Below are 25,498 nucleotides of genomic sequence, written 5' to 3'. Positions count from 1 at the left end.
TCAGAGGGGTCAATTCATTGACTTGAGAAAGGATGTAGTTAGAATTACAAAACTCGCTGAAAAGATTTTAATCATCAGTTGACTATTACTTTTTAATTAAATTGAAGCTATTTCTTCAAATAATAAAAATAATATTTATTAGGATAACAAAACACATTGTTTAAACAAGGGGTATTAAAAAAACTGTATACTAAGATATAAAAAGTCAAAATTCTTAATTTATTTACAACAAAATTCATGAATTAGATTCAAAAAGAGAATAGAACTTATTAGATATTTAGAAAAAATAAAAGACGCTTTCAATTAATTCGTTGATAATTTTCAGTAATTGTCCTGAAATTTGTACAATAAATGTCCTCCTGAAATAAACACTTGTATTTTTAAAAAAGTTATGTACAATGAATACAAGGTCTGAAGTTCTTATTTAAATACTTATTATTGCATATATAATAGTTCTTTTTTTTAATATTATAGGTGTAATTTTATAAATCAGACCTAAATGCACTCATTCATACATTATATCATGTTAGGGAGGAAACAAATTTATGGAGGCAATTAACAGTTTTGTAGATGCAGTAAATGGTTTTGTCTGGGGGCCAGTTATGCTGGTTTTGCTCTTTGGTACACACATCTTTTTAACAGTGCGAACAAAATTTATACAGCGCTACATATTTAGGGCAATTAAGCTTTCTGTCACTCCGGATACCGAGGCGGAAGGTGATGTATCTGGCTTTGGTGCATTAACCACAGCATTGGCTGCGACAATTGGTACTGGTAATATTGTAGGCGTTGCAACAGCTGTAGCGTTGGGTGGCCCTGGTGCTATCATGTGGTGTTGGCTAACAGGTTTGTTTGGGATTGCAACCAAGTACGGTGAGGCGCTTTTGGCAATTAAATATAGAGTGAAGGATAAAACCGGAGCTATGGTTGGCGGCCCCATGTATGCCCTTGAGAGAGGCCTTGGACAGAAATGGTTGGGTGTGATGTTCGCTATTTTCGCTGGTGTTGCGTGTTTCGGTATTGGAAATATGACACAAGCAAATTCTATTTCAACTATGGTTATGAATAATTTTCATATTCCTCAATGGATTACAGGTATTGTTTTGACTGTTGCCACGGCTTTGGTTATATTGGGTGGGGTGAAGTCAATTGCGAAGTGTTGCGAAAAATTGGTTCCTTTGATGGCTGGATTATACATAGTAGGGTGTGTGGTAATTTTAGCAATTAATGCACCTTATCTTGGAGCGGCATTTAAGTTAATTGTAAGCAGTGCATTTACACCCACGGCTGCAGGTGGTGGATTTGCAGGTGCAACAGTGATGATGGCAATTCGTTTTGGTATTGCTCGTGGTTTATTTACCAATGAGTCAGGACTAGGTTCCGCACCTATTGCGGCAGCAGCAGCTATGACAAAAAATCCTGTTCGTCAGTCATTGATTGCAATGTCTGCTGTATTTTGGGACACAATTATTGTTTGTGCGTTGACAGGTTTGGTATTGGTAAGTTCTATATTAAAATCGCCAGAAGGAATGGCAAATTTGGATGGTGGTGCTTTAACATCGGCGGCATTTAATCACATCCCCGTGGTTGGGCCAATTGTATTAACTATTGGTTTGGTAACATTTGCATGGTCTACTATTTTAGGCTGGAGCTACTATGGTGAGAGAGCATGGGTTTACTTGGTGGGCACAAAGTGCATTAAGCCTTTTCGCATTGCCTGGGTAATTGTATCTTATGTTGGTTGCATTATGTCCTTAAAGTTGGTTTGGAACATTGCAGATACGTTAAATGCGATGATGGCATTTCCTAACTTAATTGCATTATTAGGGTTGAGTGGTGTTATTGTTTCGGAAACAAAGAAATATTTATGGACGGAAAATTTGGATGGCTGGTCTACAGATGAAATTCCATTACTTGATAGATAATATATTTTTATTTTAAAAGCGGTGCTATTGCACCGTTTTTTTTATGCAATCCTTTTAATTAAAAGGAAAGCCGATATAAAAATCAGTTGGACTGACTATGTATATATATAGCCAAAATAATGGAGTAGGTTGGAAGATGAGATGAATCATGATGATTTTAAAATGTTTTTTACTCTCAAAGCTATAAGCAAGAAAAAAGCCAAAAAATAAAAATGCCGTTAAGATGTTGTTAAAAAAAAGACGCCTTTGTCTTATTTTTGCAGAAAATGAATGTTATTGAAACAAAATGAAGCATAATGCAAAATAGTTTTATATGCAATTTGCCTTAAATAATGTAGTTTTTATTATGTAAATTAAAGAAAATTACAATCTTTTTTTAGATGTTATTGTATTAGTATAAAATTTTAATATAAATTATACAAATATTTTTCTGAATTTGTTATTATAATAAGAATGAATGCATAGTTTTATAATGAAAAAAATATAAAACGTGTTTTGAAGTCACAAAAAAAACTTGAAATTTGCAGAAAAATCGGTAAAATAGGATACAAGCAAGAGGCTCTAGTCTGTCAACAAAGAGGCTGACAATGATAATCTATTAACAAAGTTAATGTGGGGTGAACAGTAACAAAAATATTTAGATTTAGAGACTCTAGTGAACGCACTCATTCTTAATTAATTTAGGGGGGAATAACATGGAAGCATTTAACAACTTTATATCCACGATTAACAGCTTTGTTTGGGGGCCTGTAATGCTGATCCTTTTGGTCGGCACACATGTGTATCTGACAATTAGAACAAGATTTGTGCAAAGATACACAGGTAAGGCAATTAAACTATCTGTAACACCCGATAATGAGGCCGAAGGCGATGTATCCGGTTTTGGTGCTTTAGCAACTGCTTTGGCTGCTACAATTGGTACCGGTAATATTGTTGGTGTAGCTACGGCTATTGCATTAGGCGGACCCGGTGCTGTTTTGTGGGTTTGGCTGACAGGTCTTTTCGGCATTGCAACAAAGTATGGCGAAGCTTTGCTGGCTATTAAATACAGAGTTAAGGACAAAACCGGCGCAATGATTGGTGGTCCTATGTATGCTTTGGAAAGAGGTTTGGGACAGAAATGGTTGGGTGTATTATTTGCTTTGTTTGCAGGTATTGCTTGCTTTGGTATTGGTAATATGACGCAGGCCAACTCAATTGCAACAATGGTTGAAGCTAACTTTCATGTTCCTACATGGATCACAGGTATTATTTTAACAATTGCAACCGCTTTAGTTATTTTGGGTGGTATTAATTCCATCGCAAAAACATGTGAAAAACTGGTTCCTTTTATGGCTGGTTTCTATATCCTTGGTTGCCTTATCATTCTTGTAGTTAATGCTCCTTACATTCTTCCTGCACTTAAGACTATTGTTGTTAGCGCATTCACACCAACAGCAGCTGGTGGCGGTTTTGTTGGCGCAACAGTTTTGACAGCAATTCGTTTTGGCGTTGCTCGTGGTTTGTTTACAAATGAATCTGGTTTGGGCTCTGCGCCTATTGCTGATGCAGCCGCTATGTCAAGAAACCCTGTACGTCAGGCTTTGATTTCTAGTTCAGGCGTTTTCTGGGATACAATCGTTGTTTGCGCATTGACGGGTCTGGTTTTGGTATCTTCTATTTTGAAGAACCCTGATGCGATGGCAGGATTAAATGGTGGTATGTTGACAACAGCAGCATTTGATACAATTCCTGTTATTGGACCCATCGTACTTACAATTGGTTTGATTACATTTGCTTGGTCCACAATTTTGGGCTGGAGCTACTATGGCGAAAGATCTTGGGTATACCTAGTTGGTACCAAGGCAATTAAACCTTTCCGTTTTGCATGGGTAATTGTTGTATTCGTAGGCTGTGTTACAGCTCTTGATCTTGTTTGGAATATTGCGGATACATTGAATGCGATGATGGCATTCCCTAACTTGGTTGCTTTGCTTGGACTAAGTGGTGTAATTGTTTCTGAAACAAAGAAATATCTGTGGGATGACAATATGGACGGTTGGTCCACAGACGAAATCCCTACAGTTAACAAATAATTTTGTGTAATAAAACCCCACGACAAAAGGACGGCATTTGATGCCGTCTTTTTGTTTGTAAAAATTTTTATATAACAAAAAAAACCACGATATAAAATCGTGGTTTGAAGTGTGAGTGACATGATTCGAACACGCGGCCTTCTGATCCGTAGTCAGACGCTCTATCCAGCTGAGCTACACTCACATATCTTTTTGGAACATTACATATGATAATAGATTCGGACAATTTTGTCAAGTGATATTTTGTATATTTGTAAAAAAACTGGAATTGTATATAAGATAATTCAGTCGGAGCTTACTCCGACTGAATTTATAAGCTGGCATCACTTATGTTTATTGATATAAGGCAATATTTTTGCAAGCTGCTTCGTATAGGTAAATCTGTTTTCCACTAGTTTGCGTGGGAACTTAGTAATTTTTTTAGCTGCTCTAGCACCAATAACCAAAGGAATTGCAGGAGGGGACACCTTTTCCGGCCTATTGCCGCTTTGCAAAATGTTTTCATAAAGGTTTTCAACACAAGTGCAGAAGTTTTCAGCGGAAAGATTTTTCATTGTTTCCATGCCTGCTTTTGAAAGATTGTTGTGCAAAGCCTCGTCGGTTAGTACCTGATAAAGTAATTCAGGCAAAGTTTCTGCATCTTCAAATAATAAACCTGTTTTGTTATGGCTAATGATGTCTTGAATACAAGGGTCTTTTTTGGCCACAACGGGGACACCTGCTGCCATCGCTTCGGCAAAGGTAAGGCCTTGTGTTTCTGATACAGATGCACTGCAAAAAACGTTTCCTAACTGATAATATTTGCCGATTTCAGTCCAAGGTTTTCCGCCGGTAAAAATAAGATGGTCGTCAATTCCTAAATTTTTCGCCATAACCTCAAGATTCTCTTTTTCGGGACCCTCACCTACAATCACCATTTTTGCAGTGGGGAGTTTTTCCAAAAGGGCAGGTATGGCGCTTAATACCACATCAATGCTTTTTTCCTTTGCCACACGTCCAATAGAAAGAACAACGGGGGTATCTGCCTCTAATCCCAAAGAGTGGCGCAGGGCAAGGATTTCCTCAGGGGAATAATTCTCTTTTCGAAAATGAGCTGTGTCAATTCCTGTGGGAATGATTGAGATGGGCGTGGTTACCCCATAGCTGAGAAGAAGATCCTCTGTCTTTTTTGTTGGAGCAATCACATCTGTAGTAGTATTACAGAAAAATTTGCTATACTCTCTAGCCATCTCCTGGGTGATAATGTGACCCCCTGCAATATAGTGCACATAGTCTTCATACATTGTATGATATGTGTGCACCAAAGGAATACCTTGCGTGGTTGAAATGTATTTGCCTAGAAAACCTAAAGAAAATTCTGTTTGAGTATGAATGATGTCCAAATTCATAGCATGGATCTTTTTTGAGAGATGAGGCGGGCATAACAAGCCTGCACGAAAATTCCTCAAAAACAAAAAAGGCATGCTAGGAATTCTATATACATTTGGTTCATCAATTTCCGGTGTGCGCGGATCCCATGGGGTAAAAATGTAAACATTATGCCCCTTTTTCTCCAGTCCATGTGCCAAAGTACGTATGGACGTGGCGACACCATTAAGTTGGGGATAATACGTATCTGAAAATATGCCTATATTCATAAAAATGCTCCTTAACTCCATAATAATAAATCATGTCCTTGTTGAAAGTTTAATACACTTCTAATTTTTTTACAACTAAGAAATATTTATGAAATTGTGAAGAATTTATTAACCTGCTCCATTTGTCGTTTTATGATATACTATACTGTGTATAGAATGGAGCGTTAAATATGAGTAAATTATTAAACGAAAATCAAAGAATTGCAGTGAATCATGGGGAGGGACCCATGTTGGTGCTGGCTGGGCCGGGCAGTGGGAAGACTACGGTGATCCTATGCAGACTACGGCGGTTTTTGTCGGAAAATAAAAAAAATGGAATTCTTGTTGTGACGTTTACAAAGGCAGCTGCAACGGAAATGAAAGAACGATTTGGAGAGCGGGGAAGTGAAAGAATTTTATTTTCCACATTCCACAGTCTCTTTTTTCGTATTTTGCGGCGAACCTATGGATATACCTCAGAGAAGATTATTGGGGAAGAAGAAAAATTCAAGATTTTGCAGGGTATTCTTTCGGAAAAAAATTGGAGTTTAAATGACCCAGATGAGTTTATCTCCCAATTTATGATGCAAGCCTCTTTTATGGGCAACGAACTGCTTACGCCTATGGAATTTATTCCAGAAGGTATGGAGCGGGATATGTTTCGCCAAATGCATAGAGCATACGAGAGTTATAAGGAGCGGCATGGAAAGCTTGATTTTGATGATATGCTGATTCAATGCTACGAGCTGCTTATGGAGGATCAAAAAACGTTGGCCTTTTGGCAGGAAAAGTTCCCATATATTATGGTTGATGAATTTCAGGATATTAACAGAGTGCAATATGAATGTTTACGTTTATTGGCGGCACCAAGAAATAATCTGTTTGTGGTGGGGGACGATGACCAGAGCATTTACGGTTTTCGAGGTTCTCGTCCTGACTTTCTTCTGGAATTTGAAAGGCAATATCCTGAGAGCAAAAATGTGGTTTTAGACATAAACTATCGTTCTACCGACCGCATTCTCTCTTTGGCAGGTAAAGTGATTGATGTAAATGAACGCCGCTTTGGTAAGGAATTAAAGGGTGCAAATGGAAAAGGAGAGAAGGTTTCTTTTTTTCTGGCTGAGGATACTACTGCAGAAGCAGAAAAGGTGGCGGAGAAAATAGGTACTTTATTGGAAGATGATATTGCCTTAAATGAAATTGCTGTTATCTATCGAACCAATTTACAAGGAGGTGCCTTCGCCCGGGCATTGTATCGTCGGGGGATACCTTATGTACTGAGGGACAGTGGAGGGAATATTTATGACCATTGGATTGCCAAGGACATACTTGCTTATCTGACCCTTGGAGAGAGTTCAGATGCAGACAGTGCACTGCGGCGAATAATAAATAAACCAAAACGTTACATAAGCAAAGAAATGCTGGAGGAAGCGGAGAAAATGCCATATACCTTACTCAGAAGTTTTTTTGTCTGCCCTTCTTTAAAAAAATGGCAGGAGGAAAGCCTTGAGAATTTACAGAGGGATTTGATACAGATAGGAAAAAGAAATCCTTATGATGGTATAAACTATATTCGCCGTGTAATCGGTTATGATGAATATTTGGAGGAATATGCAGCTTTTCGAAAATCCAGCGGAAGGGCATTTTTAGAAATCGCAGATGAAATAACGGAAATTGCCAAAAAAACAATGGATGTTCAGGAGTTTCGCAGAAACCTGGAGGAAATGAGCCGTCAAATGCAGGAACAAGGGCGAGAAAAAAACGTCATAAATAAAGGGGTTACCCTATCTACCATGCATGGTGCCAAGGGCTTAGAGTTCTATGCAGTTTTTTTACCTTCGCTGACGGAGGGGACCGTTCCCCATGAGCGTGCTATGGAAGGTATGGAGGAAGAACGGCGTTTGTTCTATGTAGCTTTGACCAGAACAAAGGAAAAGCTATGCTTATCTGCTACCAAAAATCGCTATGGTAAGGAAACAAAGCCATCCAGATTTTTGAAGGAGATGGGTTTAGATGTGGACGAGCTATATATAAAGAAACCTTAATAAATCGTAAGGAAATGTTAAAACATTACATCTTTTTGATTGTTATAATAGAATCTAATGAAAAAGCCTCAAGAATTCTTATTTTTATGTAAGACTCTTGCCGTCAGAATAGGAACACAGATTTGTTTCTGAAACAATCAGACTTCCGTTAATGACTGGTTTTGAAAAGTATTCATTGTAGTACTAAAGACTAGATGGGATCGCCAATGTGGAGAATGACAGGAAAATAGCAGCGTAGGTAATGCCATAAGATGAACGGTCTTTAATAATGATTAATATTGCGGAGGGGATTATGAAATATCAAAAAAAGCAAGAAATGAAGAAAAAGATATTGGCAACGATTGCACTGCTTATGGCATGCATAATGGTTTTAAGCTTGATTGCGCCATTTACAATTTTTGCAGCGCCCATAGCAACAAATGCAAAAACAGTAGTAATCAATGGAAATGAAGGCGAAAGTGCGGTGGATGACACCATCGGAAATTTGAAAAGTTTTGGAAAAGAACAATTTGACGTGGAGCTTCAAGCGGGCTTTGATGGGAATTATATTGTAAAAAAAACCATGCCTGTGCGGGGTGTGATTACCAATCATGGAGAAGCTTTTCATGGAGAGGTTCAGATTAAGGCGTATACAAGAAACGTAAATCGGGATAAGGAATACGCCATTTATTATCAAAAACTAGATCTGGAGCAAGGTGCCTCTAAGGCAATTGATATGGCGGCAACAATGGGGAGCATTCACAAATATTTGGAAATCTCCTTGGTTGATGAAAAAGGAAATAAGGTCTATCAAGATTATTTATTTTTAACGGCGAAAGACCCTAAAACAGTTATGATTGGCGTAGTAAGCGAGAGCAATCAGGATTTAAAGTATCTGAGCAATTTACACCTTGCCCAGGTTATTGATGATGAGCAGTCTATCCAAGAGCACTACCAAACGGAATTAAATAAAAAATACGACTATCCTGTGTATTTAAATGAAAGCAGTTTTCCTAGTACAATTGAAATTTTAAATAGTTTTTCTGTCTTAGTAGTGGATGATTTTGATTTTTCTACACTTACCCAGGAGCAGAGGCAGACTCTTCATCAATGGATTTTGGGTGGAGGAACTATGGTATTAGGTACAGGTGCAGCGGCACAGAAAACACTGAAAGGTTTGGATTTTTTAGCTGACATTCAGGTAATGGGAACCACCACAGTTCCTGAGATAGAGGATGTGGCGGGAACAATTGGTTTGGCACAGTTAAGTGGAGAAGGCTTGTCGGTTTTGGTGGGAAGTGATGGAACAACGTATCTCTCTGTTTTAGAAAAAGGAAAGGGTCATGTGATTCTCAGTCATTTTTCTTTATCCCAAGCACCTATGGCAGGACAGGCTACAACATTGGAAATGCTGACTGTTGGACTGCGTCAAGTGGCGTCTGAGGCGTTTGATGTCTATTTGTATGATGATGGTTATTATGACAACTTGCGCTATATTGCTACCGATTTCCCTCCTTTTGGGATGAATTCTATTCTATTTATTTTTGGTGCAATTGCAGTTTATATTTTGATTGTAGGACCTGCACTCTATTTTATTTTGAAGAAGAAAGACAAAAGAGAGAAAGGTTGGATTTTAGTACCTGCTTTTTCCTTTGTTTTTATGGGGCTGGTATTCTTTTTGGCACAAAGCAGCGCTTATAGGAGCGGTATGATTCATAGCGTTTCTGTTGTAGAAATGCAGGAAGGTTCTCATATTGCAAAGGTAGATACAGGCATGGCATTGAAATATGCAAGCAAGGGGAGTGTAACCTTTAGCTCTGATGAAAAAATACCAATAAACATCAATATGGATGAAAATTATTATAGAGAATCCTTAAGCAATAATGAAGTATGTGCGTATCGTATTTTATGCGGAAATACAACAGAGGTAACCTTTTCTGACAGTGAAAGCTGGGGTACACAGTATTTTAGTACACAAAGCAGTGTAGACTTGGGTGGCAATGTTGAGAGTACCGTTCATATAAAGGATGGGAAATATGTTGGTGAAATTATCAATCATACCAACGTTGATTTTTATCGAGTGACATTAATGCTGGATGGAAACTTTCACACATTTGAGTCTTTGAAAGCGGGAGAGACCCTGACGGTAGACCTTAAAATATCCGATTTGGTAAAAGAAAATGCAAATCTTTATGGAGGATATAACGATGAGGTCATCAGAGAACAGGTGGCCAAGGGAGAAATAACAAGGAAAGACGCCTACATGAGGTATATGGAGCACGATTTGCGTGAGCGTTATTATAATTATCAGCAAAATACGTCTTTAATTCCTGTTACTTTTTACGGCTATAGTCAGAAACCTATTTTAAGTGGTGACAAAAAGCTGAATGGAAAGCAGGTGCTGGAAGACAGCTTGTCTATGTATAAACAGGATTTTCCATTGCAGCTATCAAAGCAGGAGCAGTTTGAGATTACTTTGAACGGAACCGTTGATTCAAATACTAAATACAACGAAAATAATGATGAATTTGGTTCCACCCTATATCCTTATGAGGAATCGGATTTTTATATTACCTATGATTTACCGGAAGGGGTTAAGATTAATCAGCTGGAACTACAGGGAACGGACAGAGATTATGTGTCACCTCCTGAGATGTTGACTATATTAAACCGAAGCACCAAGGAATGGGACGAAGTTAATTTGGGAGAGAAGCTCGCCTTAGATAATTATATTGATGAGCGCAATAAGGTGGAAATAATGATGCATTGCGTGAAAGAAAAAGAAACTGTTATGCCTAAGTTATGGATTCAAGGAGGTGGTCTGTTTGTTGGAAATTAAGGATTTAGTCAAAAATTACGGTAAGTTTACCGCAGTAGACCGCCTAACATTGTCAGTGGGAAAGGGTGCGATTTGTGGATTTGTTGGGCCAAATGGTGCAGGGAAAACAACGACCATGCGCATTATGTCTGGGTTATTGAACGCTTCCTCAGGCAATGTGATTATTGATGGGGTTGATGTTACGAAAAACCCAAGAGCTTTGCGGGAAAAAATCGGCTATATGCCTGACTTTTTTGGGGTATATGATAATTTAAAAGTAACAGAGTATATGGATTTTTATGCGGGAGCTTATGGCATTGCATATAAGGACAGAGCACCAATTATTGATAATCTTTTGGAAATTGTAGACTTATCCCATAAAAAAGAAAGCTATGTAGATTCTCTTTCAAGGGGAATGAAGCAAAGGCTCTGCTTGGCAAGAAGCCTCGTCCATGACCCTGACCTTTTGATTTTAGATGAACCGGCATCAGGCCTTGACCCCAGAGCCAGGGTGGAGATGAAAGAGGTTTTGAAGCAGCTGCAAGAGATGGGCAAGACGATTATTATCAGTTCCCATATTCTGCCGGAGTTAGCGGAGATGTGTACAGAGGTATGCATTATTAACCATGGAAAGCTAGCGGCGCAAGGCTCTGTTCAGGAAATTATGCAAAAATTGAGCCAAAAGAGAATCATCCATATTGAACCCCTTAGAGAAATGGAAAAGATGGTTCAAATTTTGAAGGAACAGCCCACGATTCGATCTATTGTGGAAAACACAAAAGATGTGGAGTTCGACTTTACAGGCACCAATGATGAGCTTTCCGGTGTCTTAAAGCAATTAATCATGGCGGATATTCCGCTGCTTTCCTTTAAGGAAAAGGAAGGAAATCTGGAAGAAGTGTTTATGCAGGTAACAGGAGGTGAAGGCAAATGATGAACCCTGTATTAAGAAGAGAGGCGATTACCTCCTTGCGTGGATGGAAAAACTACGCAGTTTTAACGTTTTATTTGCTAATGATGACATTGGGGGCAGGTGTTTTCTTTTACGGAAGCGTGTTTCAATCATACCGTTTTTCCTTCGATCCTCAAAATATCGTTTATTTGTATGTAACCTTAGCGGCGATACAAATGGCGTTGATTGTGTTATCGGTTCCTGCTTTGACTGCGGGCAGTATCAGCGGGGAGAGAGAGAGACAAACTTTAGATTTGCTTTTGGTGACTAAGCTTTCGCCGTTTTCTATTGTAACGGGGAAGCTGTTATCCTCTATGGCATTTGTGCTGCTGTTGATTATTAGCACGCTGCCTGTTTTCTCCATTGTATTTTACTTTGGAAGTTTGGGGATTGGTTCCCTTTTAATGATGATGGGGTTCACTTTGACAACGGCATATATGCTTGGTGGAATCTCTGTATTCTTTTCTTGTATTTATAAAAGAACGGTGGTTTCAATTATGCTGGTGTATATTATTACTGGTGTTTTATGCTTTGGTACGCTGCTTATGGTATTATTGCCATTGGCAACAAGGGGCTATGGTCAAATTTCAAATATAGCCACTCTTATAAAATTAATACCAAACCCCGGGGTAGGATTCTTTTCTTTGATTGACCATCAGATTGGTACCAGTATTGTAGATGATGTATTTTTTCATCAAATAAATGGGACAAAAAAGACCTTTATTTTATGGGCATCAAATAATTTATGGATTTTGCATATGGCATTTCAGGTCGTAGTTGGCTCTGTATTTGTTATATTGGCGGCAGGCTTAATTAATCCTGTGCGAGAGCATAAGCAAAGAAATAAAGCGTCGAAAACGAAAAAGAAAAAAAGCGAGGAATAAGCGATGGGCAAGTTTCATACCCTATTGGTTCCATTAAAAAGAAAATTGTTTTTGGAAGGTTTTCTACAAAAACTGATTGGCTTCTGGCTGGCGGCAAGTATATTTGGACTTGCCGTTGCTTTGCTGTCAAAAATTATATTTCTTCCCGATGTAATCCTAATTATTCTTGGTGTTTTCGGTATCTCCTTTCTTTTAGCTATGGGTTATGCTATTGCAAAGCGCCCTGATTTTCATAAAGCAGCGGCGGCGGCAGATGCTTTAGGTGGTCAGGAACGTATGATTACCACTTTAGAGTTATTACAAAAGCAGGAGCCCACAAAGATAGAGAAAATGGCAATAGAGGACGGAATGAAAATTGGATTGCAAACTGATTTTGCCAAGGCTTATCGGGTTGGTATTCCAAAGAGATTGCTTCAATGGATGGCATTGTTTCTAATTCTTACAATGGCAACAGGCTTTTTGCCATCTCCTCGAGAAGAAAAGGCGGAGATTTATGCAAAGGCAAAACTTGTACAGATAGAAAAGGTAATCAAGGATGTGGAAAAAGATGAAGGGCTATCTGTTGAAGAGAAGAAGCTTTTGCAAAAGGAAATGAAAGCACTTTCTAAGGAGCTTAAGCGTGTTCCCAGCAAAGAAGCGGGGGAAACAGCAGTGCAAAAAAACCAACAGGAGATGAAACAGCTTGAGAAGGACAGCGTTTCCAAGGACTTAAAGCAGTTAGCTCAGGAGTTCGCAAAAGAAGAGCTTACTGCCCCATTATCAGAGGCGGCGGAAAAAGGTGATGCAAAAGCCATAGAGCAAGCCATAGCCAAGCTTCAGGAGCAAATGAAGAAGCTTACCAAGGAGCAGCTTTCAGCCTTGGGTAAACAGATGGGAGCAGCAGCGGCACAAATGAGTAATGCAGATTTAGCGAAGGCGTTAGAGCAATTAGCACAAGCCTTGGAAAATGGGGAAATTTCTTCGGAACTATTAGAACAGCTGCAGCAGCAAATGACGGCACAAAGCCTAGAAAATGCAGAATTAAGAAAAGCACTGCAAAATGCCAATCAGGCGTTAGGCGATGGCAGTGGTCAAAAACCTCAACAGGGGCAAGGCCAAGGTCAAGGACAGGGCGCGGGTCAAGGACAGGGCACAGGTCAAGGACAAGGACAAGGTGCGGGTCAAAGTTCAGGACAAGGTGGCAATGGACGAGGAAGCGGACATATTGATGGAGAAGAAGTTTTTACAAGAAAAGCCATAGATAAGGCAGGCTATAATACTCAGGTAAGCGGAACCAAAAATGAGGGCGGCGATAGCTCTATGTCACAGCAAAAAACCATCGGCGAGGATGGAGAACGTTTGCCTTATGAACAGGTTTTTCATAGCTATCAAAACGACGCTATGAAAGCTTTGGATGAACAAAATACTCCTTTTGGTATGCGACAGCTGGTATCTGATTATTTTTCCACGCTGGAGAAATAAATTTAACTTTATGTCAAAAAGTTTAGATCAAGCCTTTTGAATGTAGGGTTGGGGATAATGACCCGAGAATGATCTTAACCTTATGATTTTGACCTTATATTTTGAGCTTAGAAAGGGGGGAGCGTATGCGCTTTTTCACACCATGGGGATTGCTTGGGCTATTGGCGGTACCTGCAATTGTTTTGATGTATTTATTAAAACAAAAATATAAAGAGACAAAGGTCCCCAGCCTTTATCTTTGGAAAAAAGCAATACCTGAGTCAAAAGCTCAGGAGCCTTGGCAAAAGCTTAGGAAAAATATCCTTATGTTCCTCCAAATTGCTGCAGCCTTGGTTTTGGCGTTTGCATTAGGAGGCCCATATATTATGGGAAAAACCCAAGTGGTGGATTATGTCCTTGCTTTGGATTGCTCCATGAGTATGCAGGCACGGGATGTGGCTGAAAGTAGATTTGTTGCCGCAAAAAAAGATATGCTTCGTCTGGTTGAGGATGCGGCACCAGAAACCACCTTTTCCTTTATCATATTGGGTGAGGAACCATCTTTGGTTTTAAGCGGAACCCAAGAAAAGCAGGAGATTCTTCGCTGTATACAGGAAACACAAGTGACAGACGGCGGCGTAGCTTGGGATAAGGCTAAGGAAGTTTTGGAAGCGGAACGAGATGTACTTGGTGGCCAAATTGTTGTTTATTCCGATGATTATGGATCACTGGGTGATTTGCCCGTGGAAGAGCAAATTTATAATAAAGGCGGAAACAATAGTGCCTTATCTTTATTGTCTTATTCCGAGCAAGAGGATGGCCTTTCCGTTTTGACCCGCTTGGAAAATTGGGGCGTGGGAGGAGAGGAGCAAACAGTAACCCTATATGTGGACGATGCGGTTTTTGATACGAAGAGCTTTTCATTGCAGCGAGGGGAAAAGACGGATGTTACTTTTCGGGGAGTTCCCAAGGATGCAAACTCTATCATGGTTCGATTGTTTCCCGAGGATGATTTGCCAACTGATAACATGCGCTATGTAGGTATTTCCTCGACAAGCAGTGAAAGAGTCCTTCTGGTTACTGAGAATAATCTATTTTTGGAAAAAGCCCTTTCATTGATTGACAATGTTGAGTTATATAAAGCTTCTCCTGAAAAGATGACGGGTATTTCAGGCTATGGATTATATATTTTTGATGGATGCATGCCTGAAATAATGCCTGAGGACGGTTTTGTTATGTTGCTTAATCCACCTGAGAATGCTTATGTAACCATGGGCGAAAAAAAGGATATATCTGCTACAGCTCGTATGATGGATAATACCGGTTTAGATGATATTTCTACCATCTCCTTTGAAGTTTCAAAGGCGCGTGGGTTGAATGCAAACTGGGGCAGGCCTCTCATACGTGGGGGTGGGGATAGCTTAGCCATTTTTGGTGAATATCAAGGGAAGAAGATGGCAGTTTTCGGATTTGATTTGCATGATTCGGATTTGCCCTTAAATGCAGGTTTCCCTATTTTATTTTATCGTCTATTGGAGTGGTATTTTCCTGATGGCGAGGGGGCATTAACCCAACAGCAGGCAGGAGAGACAATCTCGTTTTCATTGCGTCCAGAAACGGAAAAAGCATGGGTTATGACGCCGCAAGGAAGTAAAATGACTGTGGCACCCCCATTCCCATCCCTTCCATTTACCCAAACATCGAAAACAGGGTTTTATTCCTTGGTTGAGGAGGATGGAAATGGAGCCCAAACAACTCAGATATTTGGGATAAACCCCAAAACTGATGGCGAATCTGACTTAACGTTAAAGGGAGAGCAAATGGCGGCAGATGATACCCAAGCGAAAACAGTTCATGCAGGAAAATCGTTGCGGAATTTATTGCTTTTGCTTTTATGCGCAATACTAATAATAGAATGGCGGGTGAATTGCCGTGAACATTGATTTTATAAAGCCTTATTGGCTATGGCTCCTACCCATTCTTGTTGGACTTATCTGGTATATGGCTCAAAAGGGGCAATTTGCTTCTGTCTTTCGCAGAAGACTACACACAGGTATGCGGATTGCCGTTTGCAGCTGCATCGTGCTTGCGATGGCGACCCCTCAAGTTTCAAAAAAGTCGGATATAACTGCGACGGTATTTGCTGTAGACCGTTCTGCCAGTGTGAAAAACATTGACATTAGCGGTTTTATAAAGGAGGCAAACGATGCCCGAGGTAAAAAAGACAGTGTGGGTATGGTGTGTTTTGGGAAGGAAGCAGGGGTAGAGCTATTACCTTCCTTGGATGGGACTTTGCCTACAGAGGGATTTTTAACTTATGTGGATGAGGGTGCCTCTGACTTGGCTTCGGCTCTCAAGCTTTCTGGCGGCATTTTGCCCAAGGGAACTGCAAAACGGATTGTTTTGGTTTCCGATGGTGAGGAGACCACTTCTGATGCCCTCTTGCAGGCGAAAGCTTTGGCGGCGCAAGGCGTAACCATTGATGGCTTTGGGTTGACTGAGGAAATGGGTGAAGAGGTTCAAATTACAGGTTTGGAAATTCCATCACTGATCAATAAAAATACAGCCTACGATATTGCTGTTCGCATAGATTCCAACGTGGACACGCCGTTGAATGTACGCCTTTATAAAGGAAACACTTTGATTGCCAATGAATCAATTGGTGTTACGTCAGGTGAAAGTCGTATTGTATTTTCAGATACGACTGCTGAAGGCGGCGGTGTGGTTTATCGGGCTGAAATCACCCCTGAAAAGGATACGCAGAGTAAAAACAACAAGTTTTTTGCCTACACCTATATTGATGATATTCCCAGAGTATTGTTGATAGGGAATTCAAAAGATACAGAAGGCTGGAATGGTATTATTTCTGCCTCTCAATTACAGGTGGATCGGGTTTCTGCCGGCAGTGTGCCTGTTTCTACGGAACGCTTGCAAAGCTATGATTGTGTCGTAATGGCAAATGTTTCGGTGAATGATTTACCGGAGGGATTTTTAGAGGTATTGGAGGCCTATGTGAAAACATTGGGCGGCGGTTTGATTGTGAGTGGTGGTGAAGATTCGTATGCTTTGGGGGAATATTTCCATACCCAGCTTGCGGAAATGCTACCTGTTGATATGGAGCTGAAAACTGAGGGTGAAGAGCCTGATTTGGCGATGATTATGGTAATTGACCGTTCGGGAAGTATGTCAGGGGGAGCCTATGGCATCACTCAGCTGGAGATGGCAAAGGAAGCGGCAATTCGCAGCTTGGATGGCTTTAAGGAAAAGGATCAAGTAGGTATTATTGCTTTTGACGACCAGTTTCAGTGGGCAGTACCTATGACCTTGGTTAGCGGGAATAAAGCCGCCATCCAACAGCAAATCGGGGAAATTCAAGTTGGTGGTGGTACCAGTATTCTTCCCGGTTTAACAGAAGCGGTGCGCGCATTGTCTGAATCAAAAGCGAAAGAGAAACATATCATTCTTTTGACGGATGGTCAGGCAGAGCAGGAAGGATATGATCCTGTACTGACTAAAATTAAGAAAAATGGAATTACATTATCTTCTGTAGCCGTAGGTGGCGGAGCAGATAGCAATCTTTTGCGCAAATTGGCGGGTGCTGGGAACGGACGATACTACTTTACTGATGAATTTACGGATTTACCCAGTATTTTTGCTAAAGAAACTTTATTGGCGGGAAAGGAATATCTGAACAATCGTCATTTTTATCCACAACAAAGGGATGCTTCGGCAATATTATCAGATATTACTTCTGTCCCTAGATTGGGTGGATATATTGGCACAACGGCAAAAAGCCGTGGAGATGTGGTTTTAATCAGCGATAGAGATGAGCCTATTCTTGCAACATGGCAATACGGACTGGGCAGAACGGTGGCTTGGACCCCTGATGTTGGGGGAAGATGGACAAAGGAGTGGCTGAGTTCGAAGGAAGGAAGCGGAATATTGAGAAATACCCTGGGTTGGGTAATCAACGCACAAATGGCACAGGATATGAAGCTGACTGCACAAAGTGGTGCAAAGAAAAGCAATCTTCGCTTGGAAATGCCCTTTGATGATAGTATTAGTAAGATTACGGCAACGGTTTTAAATTCTCAAGGAAAAGAATATGAAACCCAATTTGCGATGACTGCTCCGGGGGTTTATCAAGCTGAGTTGGCGACAGCCCAAGAAGGTGCTTATGTTGCAAATCTTCTGATAGAAAAGAAGGAGAGCAAAGATTATTATAAAACAGGTTTTGCCCTTTCCTATCCTTCAGAATATGATATAACAAAAAAAGGCAGTGGTTCTGCACTATTACAACAGATTGTATCTGTAAGCGGCGGGAGAATTCTGACCAAAGGCAGTGAGGTGTTTGCATCTCGTCCGTTACCAGAGGTGAGCAAAAAGGATTTATCCATGTTTTTTATGGTACTGGGAATGCTGTTATTACTATTGGATATAGCTTTTAGGCGCTTTACAGTTTTATTATTGACCTTAGAAGGCATGGGTTTTTCAAAGGGATTTGAGAAGAAAACCTTTATAAAGGAAAAGAAAAAACCTTTGAAAAATGAAGTTAAGGAAAAAGTTTCAAATGAGATTTCTGTAAAGGCAAAGACAGATAAAATAGAAATCTCAGAGAGTCCTACCAAAGAGAATACAGCAGCAAAATTGGTGGCATCGAAGAAAAAAAGGGGAAATTGAAAAAAGTTCCTGTAATGTAATAAAAAAGTAATGTAATTTTTGACGATAATTATTGTAATTTAAAATATACTCCGTTATGATAGATTTATTGACTGTATTTACTAATTTCAGTCATTTACATAACGGCGTATTTTTTTTCCGGATTTTGATATATTCTAATTCATAGAATTGAAGAAAAATACCGGTATTCTATTCTCATAAGATTTTAAGTTTTTTACAGAACAACAGCATTATATCCACGGTTAAAAAGGAAAAAGAGCTTTGGGCAATGCAGTGAGTGGTTTGCCTGTAATTTTTTCTATGAATTCATATGAATACTGAGGTTTTTACCAATTATTAGAGTGAAATACCCTTTGTTGTAGGCAATATGTTTGTGCATATTACTAATACGGATTTTGTGAATAACGTGATGAGCCCTTAATAAAAAGCGGGTTTCAAATGCAAGTTTTGGAAGAAAGCATACTATAATTGAATTAGAAGGATTCTGTTATTGTTAAATCTGGGGGGCAGCCGTAGAAATAGGGGGTTAAAGGATGGAACAAAAAAGTGGAGGTAGACGATTTAGGAGCCGACCCAAGAAAGCAGGGGCGGGTATTTTCATTGGCCTTGTTGCAGTATGCATTTGTATGGCTGGAGGCTATTTCGTCTATGCAAATAATCAAAATCAAAAATTACGAGAAATTTTATCACAAAGTGGGATTTATCCCGGGGTTACCATTGAAGGGGTAGATGTTAGCGGGTTAAGCAAGGATGCCGCTACGGATTTATTGACGGGTACCCATGGGAAAGATGCTTCAACACAGACATTGGTATTATTTTATGAGAATGAAGAATGGAATTATACTTTTCAAGAAATTGGTGCGAAATTTCAAGTAGAAAAGGCTGTTGACGAAGCATATCAATTAGGCAGAACAGGAACGGAAAAGGAAAATATGAAGGTGGTTGCCTCTTTATTAAAAGAAGGAAAGGATATTCCCCTGGAATTTTCTTATGATGAGATAAAAATGCAAGATATTCTCATTGATGTTGCCGCTGCTTTTGACAAGGAAGCCCAAAATAGTACCTTGAGTCGCAGCAATGGACGATTTACCATAACCAAAGAGGTACAAGGGCGGAAAATGGATGTGGGTGCCACCATGCTGAATGTAGATGGTGTAATGCAAACCATGAAAAGTGGGAGGGCTTCAATTGTGGCAAATACCACAGAGCCAGATATTACCTATGAGGAAAATCAGTATGTGACAGATTTAATTGGTTCATTCTCTACAAAATATACCGCTTATGATAAAAACAGAAATACCAATTTGGTGGTTGGTTGTAAATATATCAACGGAACAATCATTGCGCCGGATGAAGTTTTTTCAGCTTCGGCAGGATTGGGCGAGCAGACCTATGCCCGTGGTTATCGTGATGCAGGGGTATATGTCAATGGAAAAGTAGAGGCCGGAATGGGTGGCGGTGTGTGCCAGATAACGTCTACCCTTTACAATGCTGCGATTTATGCTGAGTTGGGTATTGCGGAAAGATCACCCCACTCCATGACTGTAGGATATGTTCCTTTAGGCAGAGATGCCGCTATCGCAGGAAACTATAAAGACTTAAAAATTAAAAATAATACAGGATACCCAGTCTATTTAGAGGCTTATGCTTCAAATGGTGTTTTGCAGATAAATCTGTACGGACACGAGGTACATGAGGCGGGTAGAAAAGTTGAATTTGAAACAGTTTATGAGGCTACCATTGAGAAGCCACAGGAAATTGTGAAGGAAGACCCTGAAAAGCCCGAGGGCGAAAGGGAGGTTACGAGTAAAGGCAGAACAGGGGCTAAGGTTTCTGTATTCAAAAAAGTGTTTGAAAATGGAAAACAAGTAAGCAGAGAACGTTTTAGCAGCTCTTCCTATCGAGCTGTAGCGGATGAAGTAACAGTAGGTACAAAAAAAGCAGTGACGGCAAGTCAGCCTGTTACCAAACCAATTTCACAGGGGAATGACAGCCAATCAAATGATCAGACGGATGATGTTCAGACTGATTTCCAAACCAGTTATCCAGGGGATAATTCTTTTGGAATACAATAATAATGCATAGCGAAATAAGTACCTCTGACACAGCCGTGTTCAGGGGTACTTTCTCTACGAGGGGGCTGAAAAGAGTGTTTAAAATTGGTAAAATTCCTCCGGAAATATTGGAGGACATTGTAATGAATCCTATTAAAAAGAATAATGTTAAGCGTGAGGATGTAGTGCTTCGGCCAAAAACCGGTGAAGATTGCTCCGCCATAGACTTGCAAGGAGAGCTATGTGTTTTGTCTACAGACCCCATTACCGGGGCGGCAAAGGATATTGGATATTTGGCTGTTCAAATAAACTGTAATGACATTTTTTCTGCCGGAGGAGAGCCTATTGGAATTTTACTTACGGTTTTATTGCCTGAGGGCAGTAATGAGAGGGATTTAGAGGAGATTATGGAGGGGGCCCTAAAGGGTGCTCAGGAATTGGGGATTGAGATTTTAGGCGGCCATACTGAGGTTACCGATGCAGTGTGTAAACCTATTGTTTCAGCGGCGGTAATTGGGCGCAGCAGGGAAAGAAAAATCATTCAAACAGGTGGTGCAAAGGTTGGTCAGGATGTGGTCATGACCAAGTGGGCTGGCTTGGAAGGAACGGCAATCATTGCTAAGGAATATGAAAAAGTATTGAGACAGCGCTTACCTTATGATTTGGTTCAGTCTGCCCAGAATATGAAGGAGTATCTTTCGGTAGGAAAAGAATCTTTTATTGCGGCACAGCATGGGGCAACAGCAATGCATGACGCCACAGAAGGGGGAATTTTAGGTGCTGTTTGGGAAGTGGCAGAGTGCTCTCAAACAGGAGTGGAGATTTGGCAGGACAAAATACCTATAAAAGATGAAACCAAAATAATTTGTAAGGAAGGTAACATAGACCCACTAAGGCTGATTTCCAGCGGAACCATGATTATTACTACGGAGCAAGGTGCTGAGCTGGTGGACAAGCTGGCTAAGAATGGGATTTCTGGGGCAATAATAGGAAAAATAACAGACAAGGAACGAATTATAATTGCAAATCAGAGCAGAGAGATGCTGGAAGAACCAAAAAGTGATGCATTATACCAGGTGAAGTTCTGATGGCTTTAATCACTAAAATACCAATTAGCTTGATGTTTATGGTTCTCATATTAAGAGTTGATTCCAGTTTATTCTGGTGATAGTATATTATATCAAGTGAAGCGTGGCAAAAGGGACATAAGAGAAAGGCGGATGAATATGAGAGATTTTGTGGCAAAAAACGTTGCAGATTTGCCCCCCTCGGGAATCAGAAAATTTTTTGATGTTGTGGCGACCATGTCGGGCGTTGTTTCTTTGGGGGTGGGTGAGCCTGATTTTAAAACGCCTAAACATGTAAGGCAAGCAGCCATTGATTTGCTTGAGGAAGGTAGAACCCGTTATACAGCGAATTTGGGTATGCCTGCTTTAAGGGAGGGAATTGCCCACTATCTGGAGCGCCGCTTTCAGACGGTATATAATCCTTCAGACCAAATCATGTGTACCATTGGGGCATCAGAGGCCATTGATGTTGCCTTGCGTACAATATTAGAACCGGGGGATGAAGTGCTGGTTATTGAGCCTTGTTATGTTTCTTACAAGCCAGCCATTCTTTTACAGCATGGTGTGCCTGTTGTTGTGACAACGAAGGTTGAAAATGATTTTAAGTTGATGCCCGAAGAATTGGAAAGAGCGATAACTCCAAAAACAAAAGCCATTATTTTGCCTTATCCCAACAATCCCACAGGAGCAATCATGGAAAAAGAGGATTTAGAGAGAATTGCACCAATTGTGATTCAGCATGATTTGCTGGTTATTTCCGATGAAATTTATGCTGAGTTGACCTATGGCGGAAAGGATCATGTTTCTGTCGCATCCATTGAGGGAATGTATGAAAGAACCATCGTTTTAAATGGATTTTCAAAATCCTTTGCAATGACAGGCTGGCGCTTGGGTTATGCGGCAGGACCTAGGGATTTGATTAAGCAAATGAATAAAATTCACGCCTATGTGGTTATGAGTGCACCGGTAATGAGCCAGCAGGCTGCCATCGAAGCTTTGCGGGATGATGCTCTTTGTGATGAAGACATCCGAGTGATGCGGGAGGCTTATGACCAGCGAAGAAAATACTTAATTGGTGAGTTTAATAGACTTGGATTGACTTGCTTTGAACCGAAGGGGGCATTTTATGTATTTCCTTCTATTCAAAAAACAGGACTTGGTTCTGAAGAATTTTGTGAGAAGCTACTTTTTGAGGGTGGGGTTGCGGTTGTTCCGGGGAATGCTTTCGGAGATTGTGGAGAAGGGTTTATCCGTATTTCATATGCCTACAGTATGGAGGAATTAAAGGCTTGCATCCAAAAAATTGAGGTTTTCTTAGCTGATAATTAAAGGAAGTGGCAGTGTTTGGACGAAAACTTCAATCACTGCTTTTTATTTTTGTTAAAATGAGATAGTTGACGATTTTATAAAAATATGAGATGATATCTACATATATCAAAAAGGAGCGAAATAGATTTGAACGCAGATGGGGATTATCATGTCAATAGTTGTGTAAAGAATTTATATTCTATTAAAATCTTGGAAATAATAAGGGTGTACTTTGTCTAAACAAAATGTTCAAGGCAAGGTATGCCTTTTTTTGTTTTTTTGCAAGGGAAAGTCAGGAGGAAGAATTTATGTTTATAGGACCATTACTATTACAAATTATTTTGATTGCAATGAATGCGATTTTTGCCAGTGCTGAAATAGCAGTCATTTCAATGAATGATGCCAAAATGAAGCGGATGGCATTAAATGGGGATAAAAGAGCGGAACGGCTGATTTATTTAACAGATCAACCTGCCCGTTTTTTGGCAACAATACAGGTGGCAATTACCCTTGCTGGTTTATTGGGTAGTGCTTTTGCGGCGGAAAATTTTGCAGGTGAGCTAGCGCAATTTCTTAAAAATAGCGGTGTAGAAACCTCTCTAAGTTTCTTACGGTCTCTTTGCGTATTTATCATCACTCTTATTTTGGCATATTTTAATTTGGTTTTTGGTGAGTTAGTACCTAAACGTGTGGCAATGAAAAATGCAGAAAAGTTGGCTTTGGGCATGAGTGGAATGTTGAAGCTGGTTTCTAAGCTGTTTGCACCATTGGTTTGGTTTCTGTCGGCATCGACCAATGGAATGTTAAGATTAATTGGAATTGATCCTGAGGATGAAGAGGAAGTCATTTCTGAAGAAGAAATTTTTATGATGTTGGATCAAGGTAGTGAAAAAGGCACCATCGATTTAGAGGAAAGTACATTTATACGAAATGTATTCGCTTTTGATGATATTGCTGTGGAACAGGCATGCACCCACCGAGTTGATGTGGTAATGCTTGAAATTGAGGATGATATGGAAACATGGGAAAAGACAATTCTGGAAAACAGATTTACCTATTTCCCTATTTGCGGCGAGGATAGTGATGATATTTTAGGTGTCCTTGATACCAAATCTTATTTCCGCATGAAGGAGAGAAGTCGTGAACTGGTGATGGAGGAGGCAGTGGAAAAGCCATATTTTGTGCCAGAAACCATGAAGGCGGATGTTCTGCTTCGGAATATGAGAAAAAATAGAAGGCATTTTGCTATGGTTTTGGATGAGTATGGTGGTTTAAGCGGCGTCATCACACTGCGTGATTTGGTTCAGCTTTTAATCGGAGATATGCTGAATGATGCGGAGGAGGAAGAGATTAATAGTATTGGCGAGGATACATGGCGTATTATAGGCAGTGCTTCTTTGGAGGATGTAAGTGATGCGTTGAACATTCCGTTGCCAATAGATGATTATGAAACCTATGGTGGTTTTATTTTTAGCGAACTGGGAAAAATTCCAGAGGATGGAAGTCAGTTTACCATTGTTACCTGTGGTATGGAAATTCATGTTAAGGAAGTTCAAAATCATCGAATTGGGGAAACGGTTGTAAGGGTATTGCCTGTAACATCAGAAAAGGAAGATTAAACTGATCAGGTTGGTTGTAAAATTGGAAAAAATATGATAAGCTATAGGAGAACAAGGGAGCCTGTTTATTGGGCTCTCTCATTTTGGGGTAATTTATAAAGGAGGGACCATCTTGGAGGAGAATATAGCTTTACTAAAAAAGTGGATTCAGGAAAGTGATAACATTGTTTTTTTTGGCGGTGCAGGTGTTTCAACGGAAAGTGGTTTGCCTGATTTTCGCAGTGAAAACGGTATTTTTTCTGCCATGAGCGAGTATGGATATAGACCAGAAACCATTTTAAGCCACTCTTTTTTTGAGCGCAACCCCGATGTTTTTTTTCGGTATTACAAAAAAGCCCTTCTTTACCCTGATGCAACTCCAAATGACTGCCATAATGCTTTAGCAAAACTTGAAGCTGATGGAAAGCTAAGGGCTGTCATTACACAAAATATTGATGATTTGCATCAAAAGGCAGGTAGCAAAAATGTTTTTGAGCTTCACGGAACTCTTTATCGCAATTATTGTGTAAAGTGTGGACAAGAATTCCCTCTGGACTATGTAACAAAAGAAGAGGGGATCACACGATGCAATCTTTGTGGTGGTGTAGTACGTCCTGATGTGGTGCTTTATGAGGAAAGCCTAAATGAAGAAACCATTGAAAAAGCTATTTCCTTTATTGCCAATGCAGATGTATTGATTATTGGAGGTACAAGTTTAAATGTTTATCCAGCGGCTGGATTAATTCGGTATTATGGTGGTAAAAAATTGGTTCTAATCAATAGGAGTGAAACCCCCTATGATGACAAAGCGTCCCTAATTATTACGAAAAGTATCGGAGAGGTATTTCGAGAAATCCTTGAATTCTAAAGGTTTTCCAGAAGGAATAAAAAAAATAGAAAAAAATGAAAATTAATGCTTGACTTTTAGCCGTGCTTTAGATATAATAAATTCTGCGCTGTGAAAGTGCTGTGAACTTTGAAAATAGAATAGCGTTTGAAAAAACACAACCCATAGTCAATTCAACTTTTCCGCTTTGCGGAAAAGAAAAAAGACAAA

At 39.9% G+C, this 25,498-nt stretch carries 15 protein-coding genes and 1 tRNA gene; 14 read left to right on the top strand and 2 right to left on the bottom strand.

The features are described from left to right. The first annotated feature begins 545 nt into the window (after positions 1–545). The gene (locus NE558_RS13860) at positions 546–1,925 is read left to right on the top strand and encodes an alanine/glycine:cation symporter family protein (protein WP_256150769.1); all 1,380 of its coding nucleotides are present in this window, start codon (positions 546–548) and stop codon (positions 1,923–1,925) included. Between the two features lie 695 nt (positions 1,926–2,620). Beyond that, positions 2,621–4,000, top strand: coding sequence for an alanine/glycine:cation symporter family protein (locus NE558_RS13855; protein ID WP_256150768.1), 1,380 nt, complete (start codon positions 2,621–2,623; stop codon positions 3,998–4,000). 110 nt (positions 4,001–4,110) lie between these two features. Here NE558_RS13855 and NE558_RS13850 read toward each other — a convergent pair. Beyond that, a tRNA-Arg gene (locus NE558_RS13850) sits at positions 4,111–4,184 on the bottom strand. Positions 4,185–4,323: 139 nt separating this feature from the next. Further along, entirely contained in the window at positions 4,324–5,637 is a 1,314-nt protein-coding gene (locus tag NE558_RS13845; RefSeq protein WP_256150767.1) for a glycosyltransferase family 4 protein, read from the bottom strand. A gap of 170 nt (positions 5,638–5,807) precedes the next feature. On the opposite strand from NE558_RS13845, the gene NE558_RS13840 reads away from it, so the two are divergent. The 12 genes from NE558_RS13840 (at position 5,808) to NE558_RS13785 (ending at position 25,309) form a co-directional block, all read left to right on the top strand. Then, complete coding sequence (locus tag NE558_RS13840; RefSeq protein ID WP_256150766.1) at positions 5,808–7,661, top strand: ATP-dependent helicase; 1,854 nt, start codon at positions 5,808–5,810, stop codon at positions 7,659–7,661. Positions 7,662–7,953: 292 nt separating this feature from the next. Next, positions 7,954–10,479 (top strand): hypothetical protein, encoded by a 2,526-nt coding sequence (locus NE558_RS13835; protein ID WP_256150765.1) that lies wholly within the window; start codon positions 7,954–7,956, stop codon positions 10,477–10,479. Continuing rightward, positions 10,457–11,392, top strand: coding sequence for an ABC transporter ATP-binding protein (locus tag NE558_RS13830; protein WP_312060651.1), 936 nt, complete (start codon positions 10,457–10,459; stop codon positions 11,390–11,392). The genes NE558_RS13835 and NE558_RS13830 overlap by 23 nt, the downstream gene beginning before the upstream one ends. Then, on the top strand, positions 11,389–12,294 hold the full coding sequence (locus tag NE558_RS13825) for an ABC transporter permease (protein ID WP_256150763.1): 906 nt from the start codon (positions 11,389–11,391) through the stop codon (positions 12,292–12,294). The genes NE558_RS13830 and NE558_RS13825 overlap by 4 nt, the downstream gene beginning before the upstream one ends. 3 nt (positions 12,295–12,297) lie before the next feature. Then, a complete protein-coding gene (locus tag NE558_RS13820) occupies positions 12,298–13,755 on the top strand; it encodes a hypothetical protein (RefSeq protein WP_256150762.1) in 1,458 nt (485 codons plus the stop codon). A gap of 125 nt (positions 13,756–13,880) precedes the next feature. Further along, complete coding sequence (locus NE558_RS13815) at positions 13,881–15,677, top strand: vWA domain-containing protein (protein WP_256150761.1); 1,797 nt, start codon at positions 13,881–13,883, stop codon at positions 15,675–15,677. After that, positions 15,667–18,414, top strand: coding sequence for a VWA domain-containing protein (locus NE558_RS14645; protein WP_256150760.1), 2,748 nt, complete (start codon positions 15,667–15,669; stop codon positions 18,412–18,414). Before NE558_RS13815 ends, NE558_RS14645 begins: the two co-directional genes overlap by 11 nt. A 533-nt stretch (positions 18,415–18,947) precedes the next feature. Continuing rightward, a complete protein-coding gene (locus tag NE558_RS13805) occupies positions 18,948–20,489 on the top strand; it encodes a VanW family protein (RefSeq protein ID WP_256150759.1) in 1,542 nt (513 codons plus the stop codon). A 74-nt stretch (positions 20,490–20,563) separates the two neighbouring features. Then, complete coding sequence (locus NE558_RS13800; RefSeq protein ID WP_256150758.1) at positions 20,564–21,556, top strand: AIR synthase family protein; 993 nt, start codon at positions 20,564–20,566, stop codon at positions 21,554–21,556. A gap of 138 nt (positions 21,557–21,694) precedes the next feature. Further along, positions 21,695–22,864, top strand: coding sequence for a pyridoxal phosphate-dependent aminotransferase (locus NE558_RS13795; RefSeq protein WP_256150757.1), 1,170 nt, complete (start codon positions 21,695–21,697; stop codon positions 22,862–22,864). Between the two features lie 287 nt (positions 22,865–23,151). Beyond that, the gene (locus NE558_RS13790) at positions 23,152–24,462 is read left to right on the top strand and encodes a hemolysin family protein (protein ID WP_256150756.1); all 1,311 of its coding nucleotides are present in this window, start codon (positions 23,152–23,154) and stop codon (positions 24,460–24,462) included. 112 nt (positions 24,463–24,574) lie between these two features. Beyond that, on the top strand, positions 24,575–25,309 hold the full coding sequence (locus tag NE558_RS13785) for an NAD-dependent protein deacylase (RefSeq protein ID WP_256150755.1): 735 nt from the start codon (positions 24,575–24,577) through the stop codon (positions 25,307–25,309). The last annotated feature ends 189 nt before the right edge of the window (positions 25,310–25,498 follow it).

The organism is Anaerotignum propionicum, from assembly GCF_024461735.1.
Taxonomy (GTDB): Bacteria; Bacillota; Clostridia; order Lachnospirales; family Anaerotignaceae; genus Chakrabartyella.
Note: the sequence above shows the minus strand (reverse complement) of the source record. Positions and strands in the feature narration are given on the sequence as shown.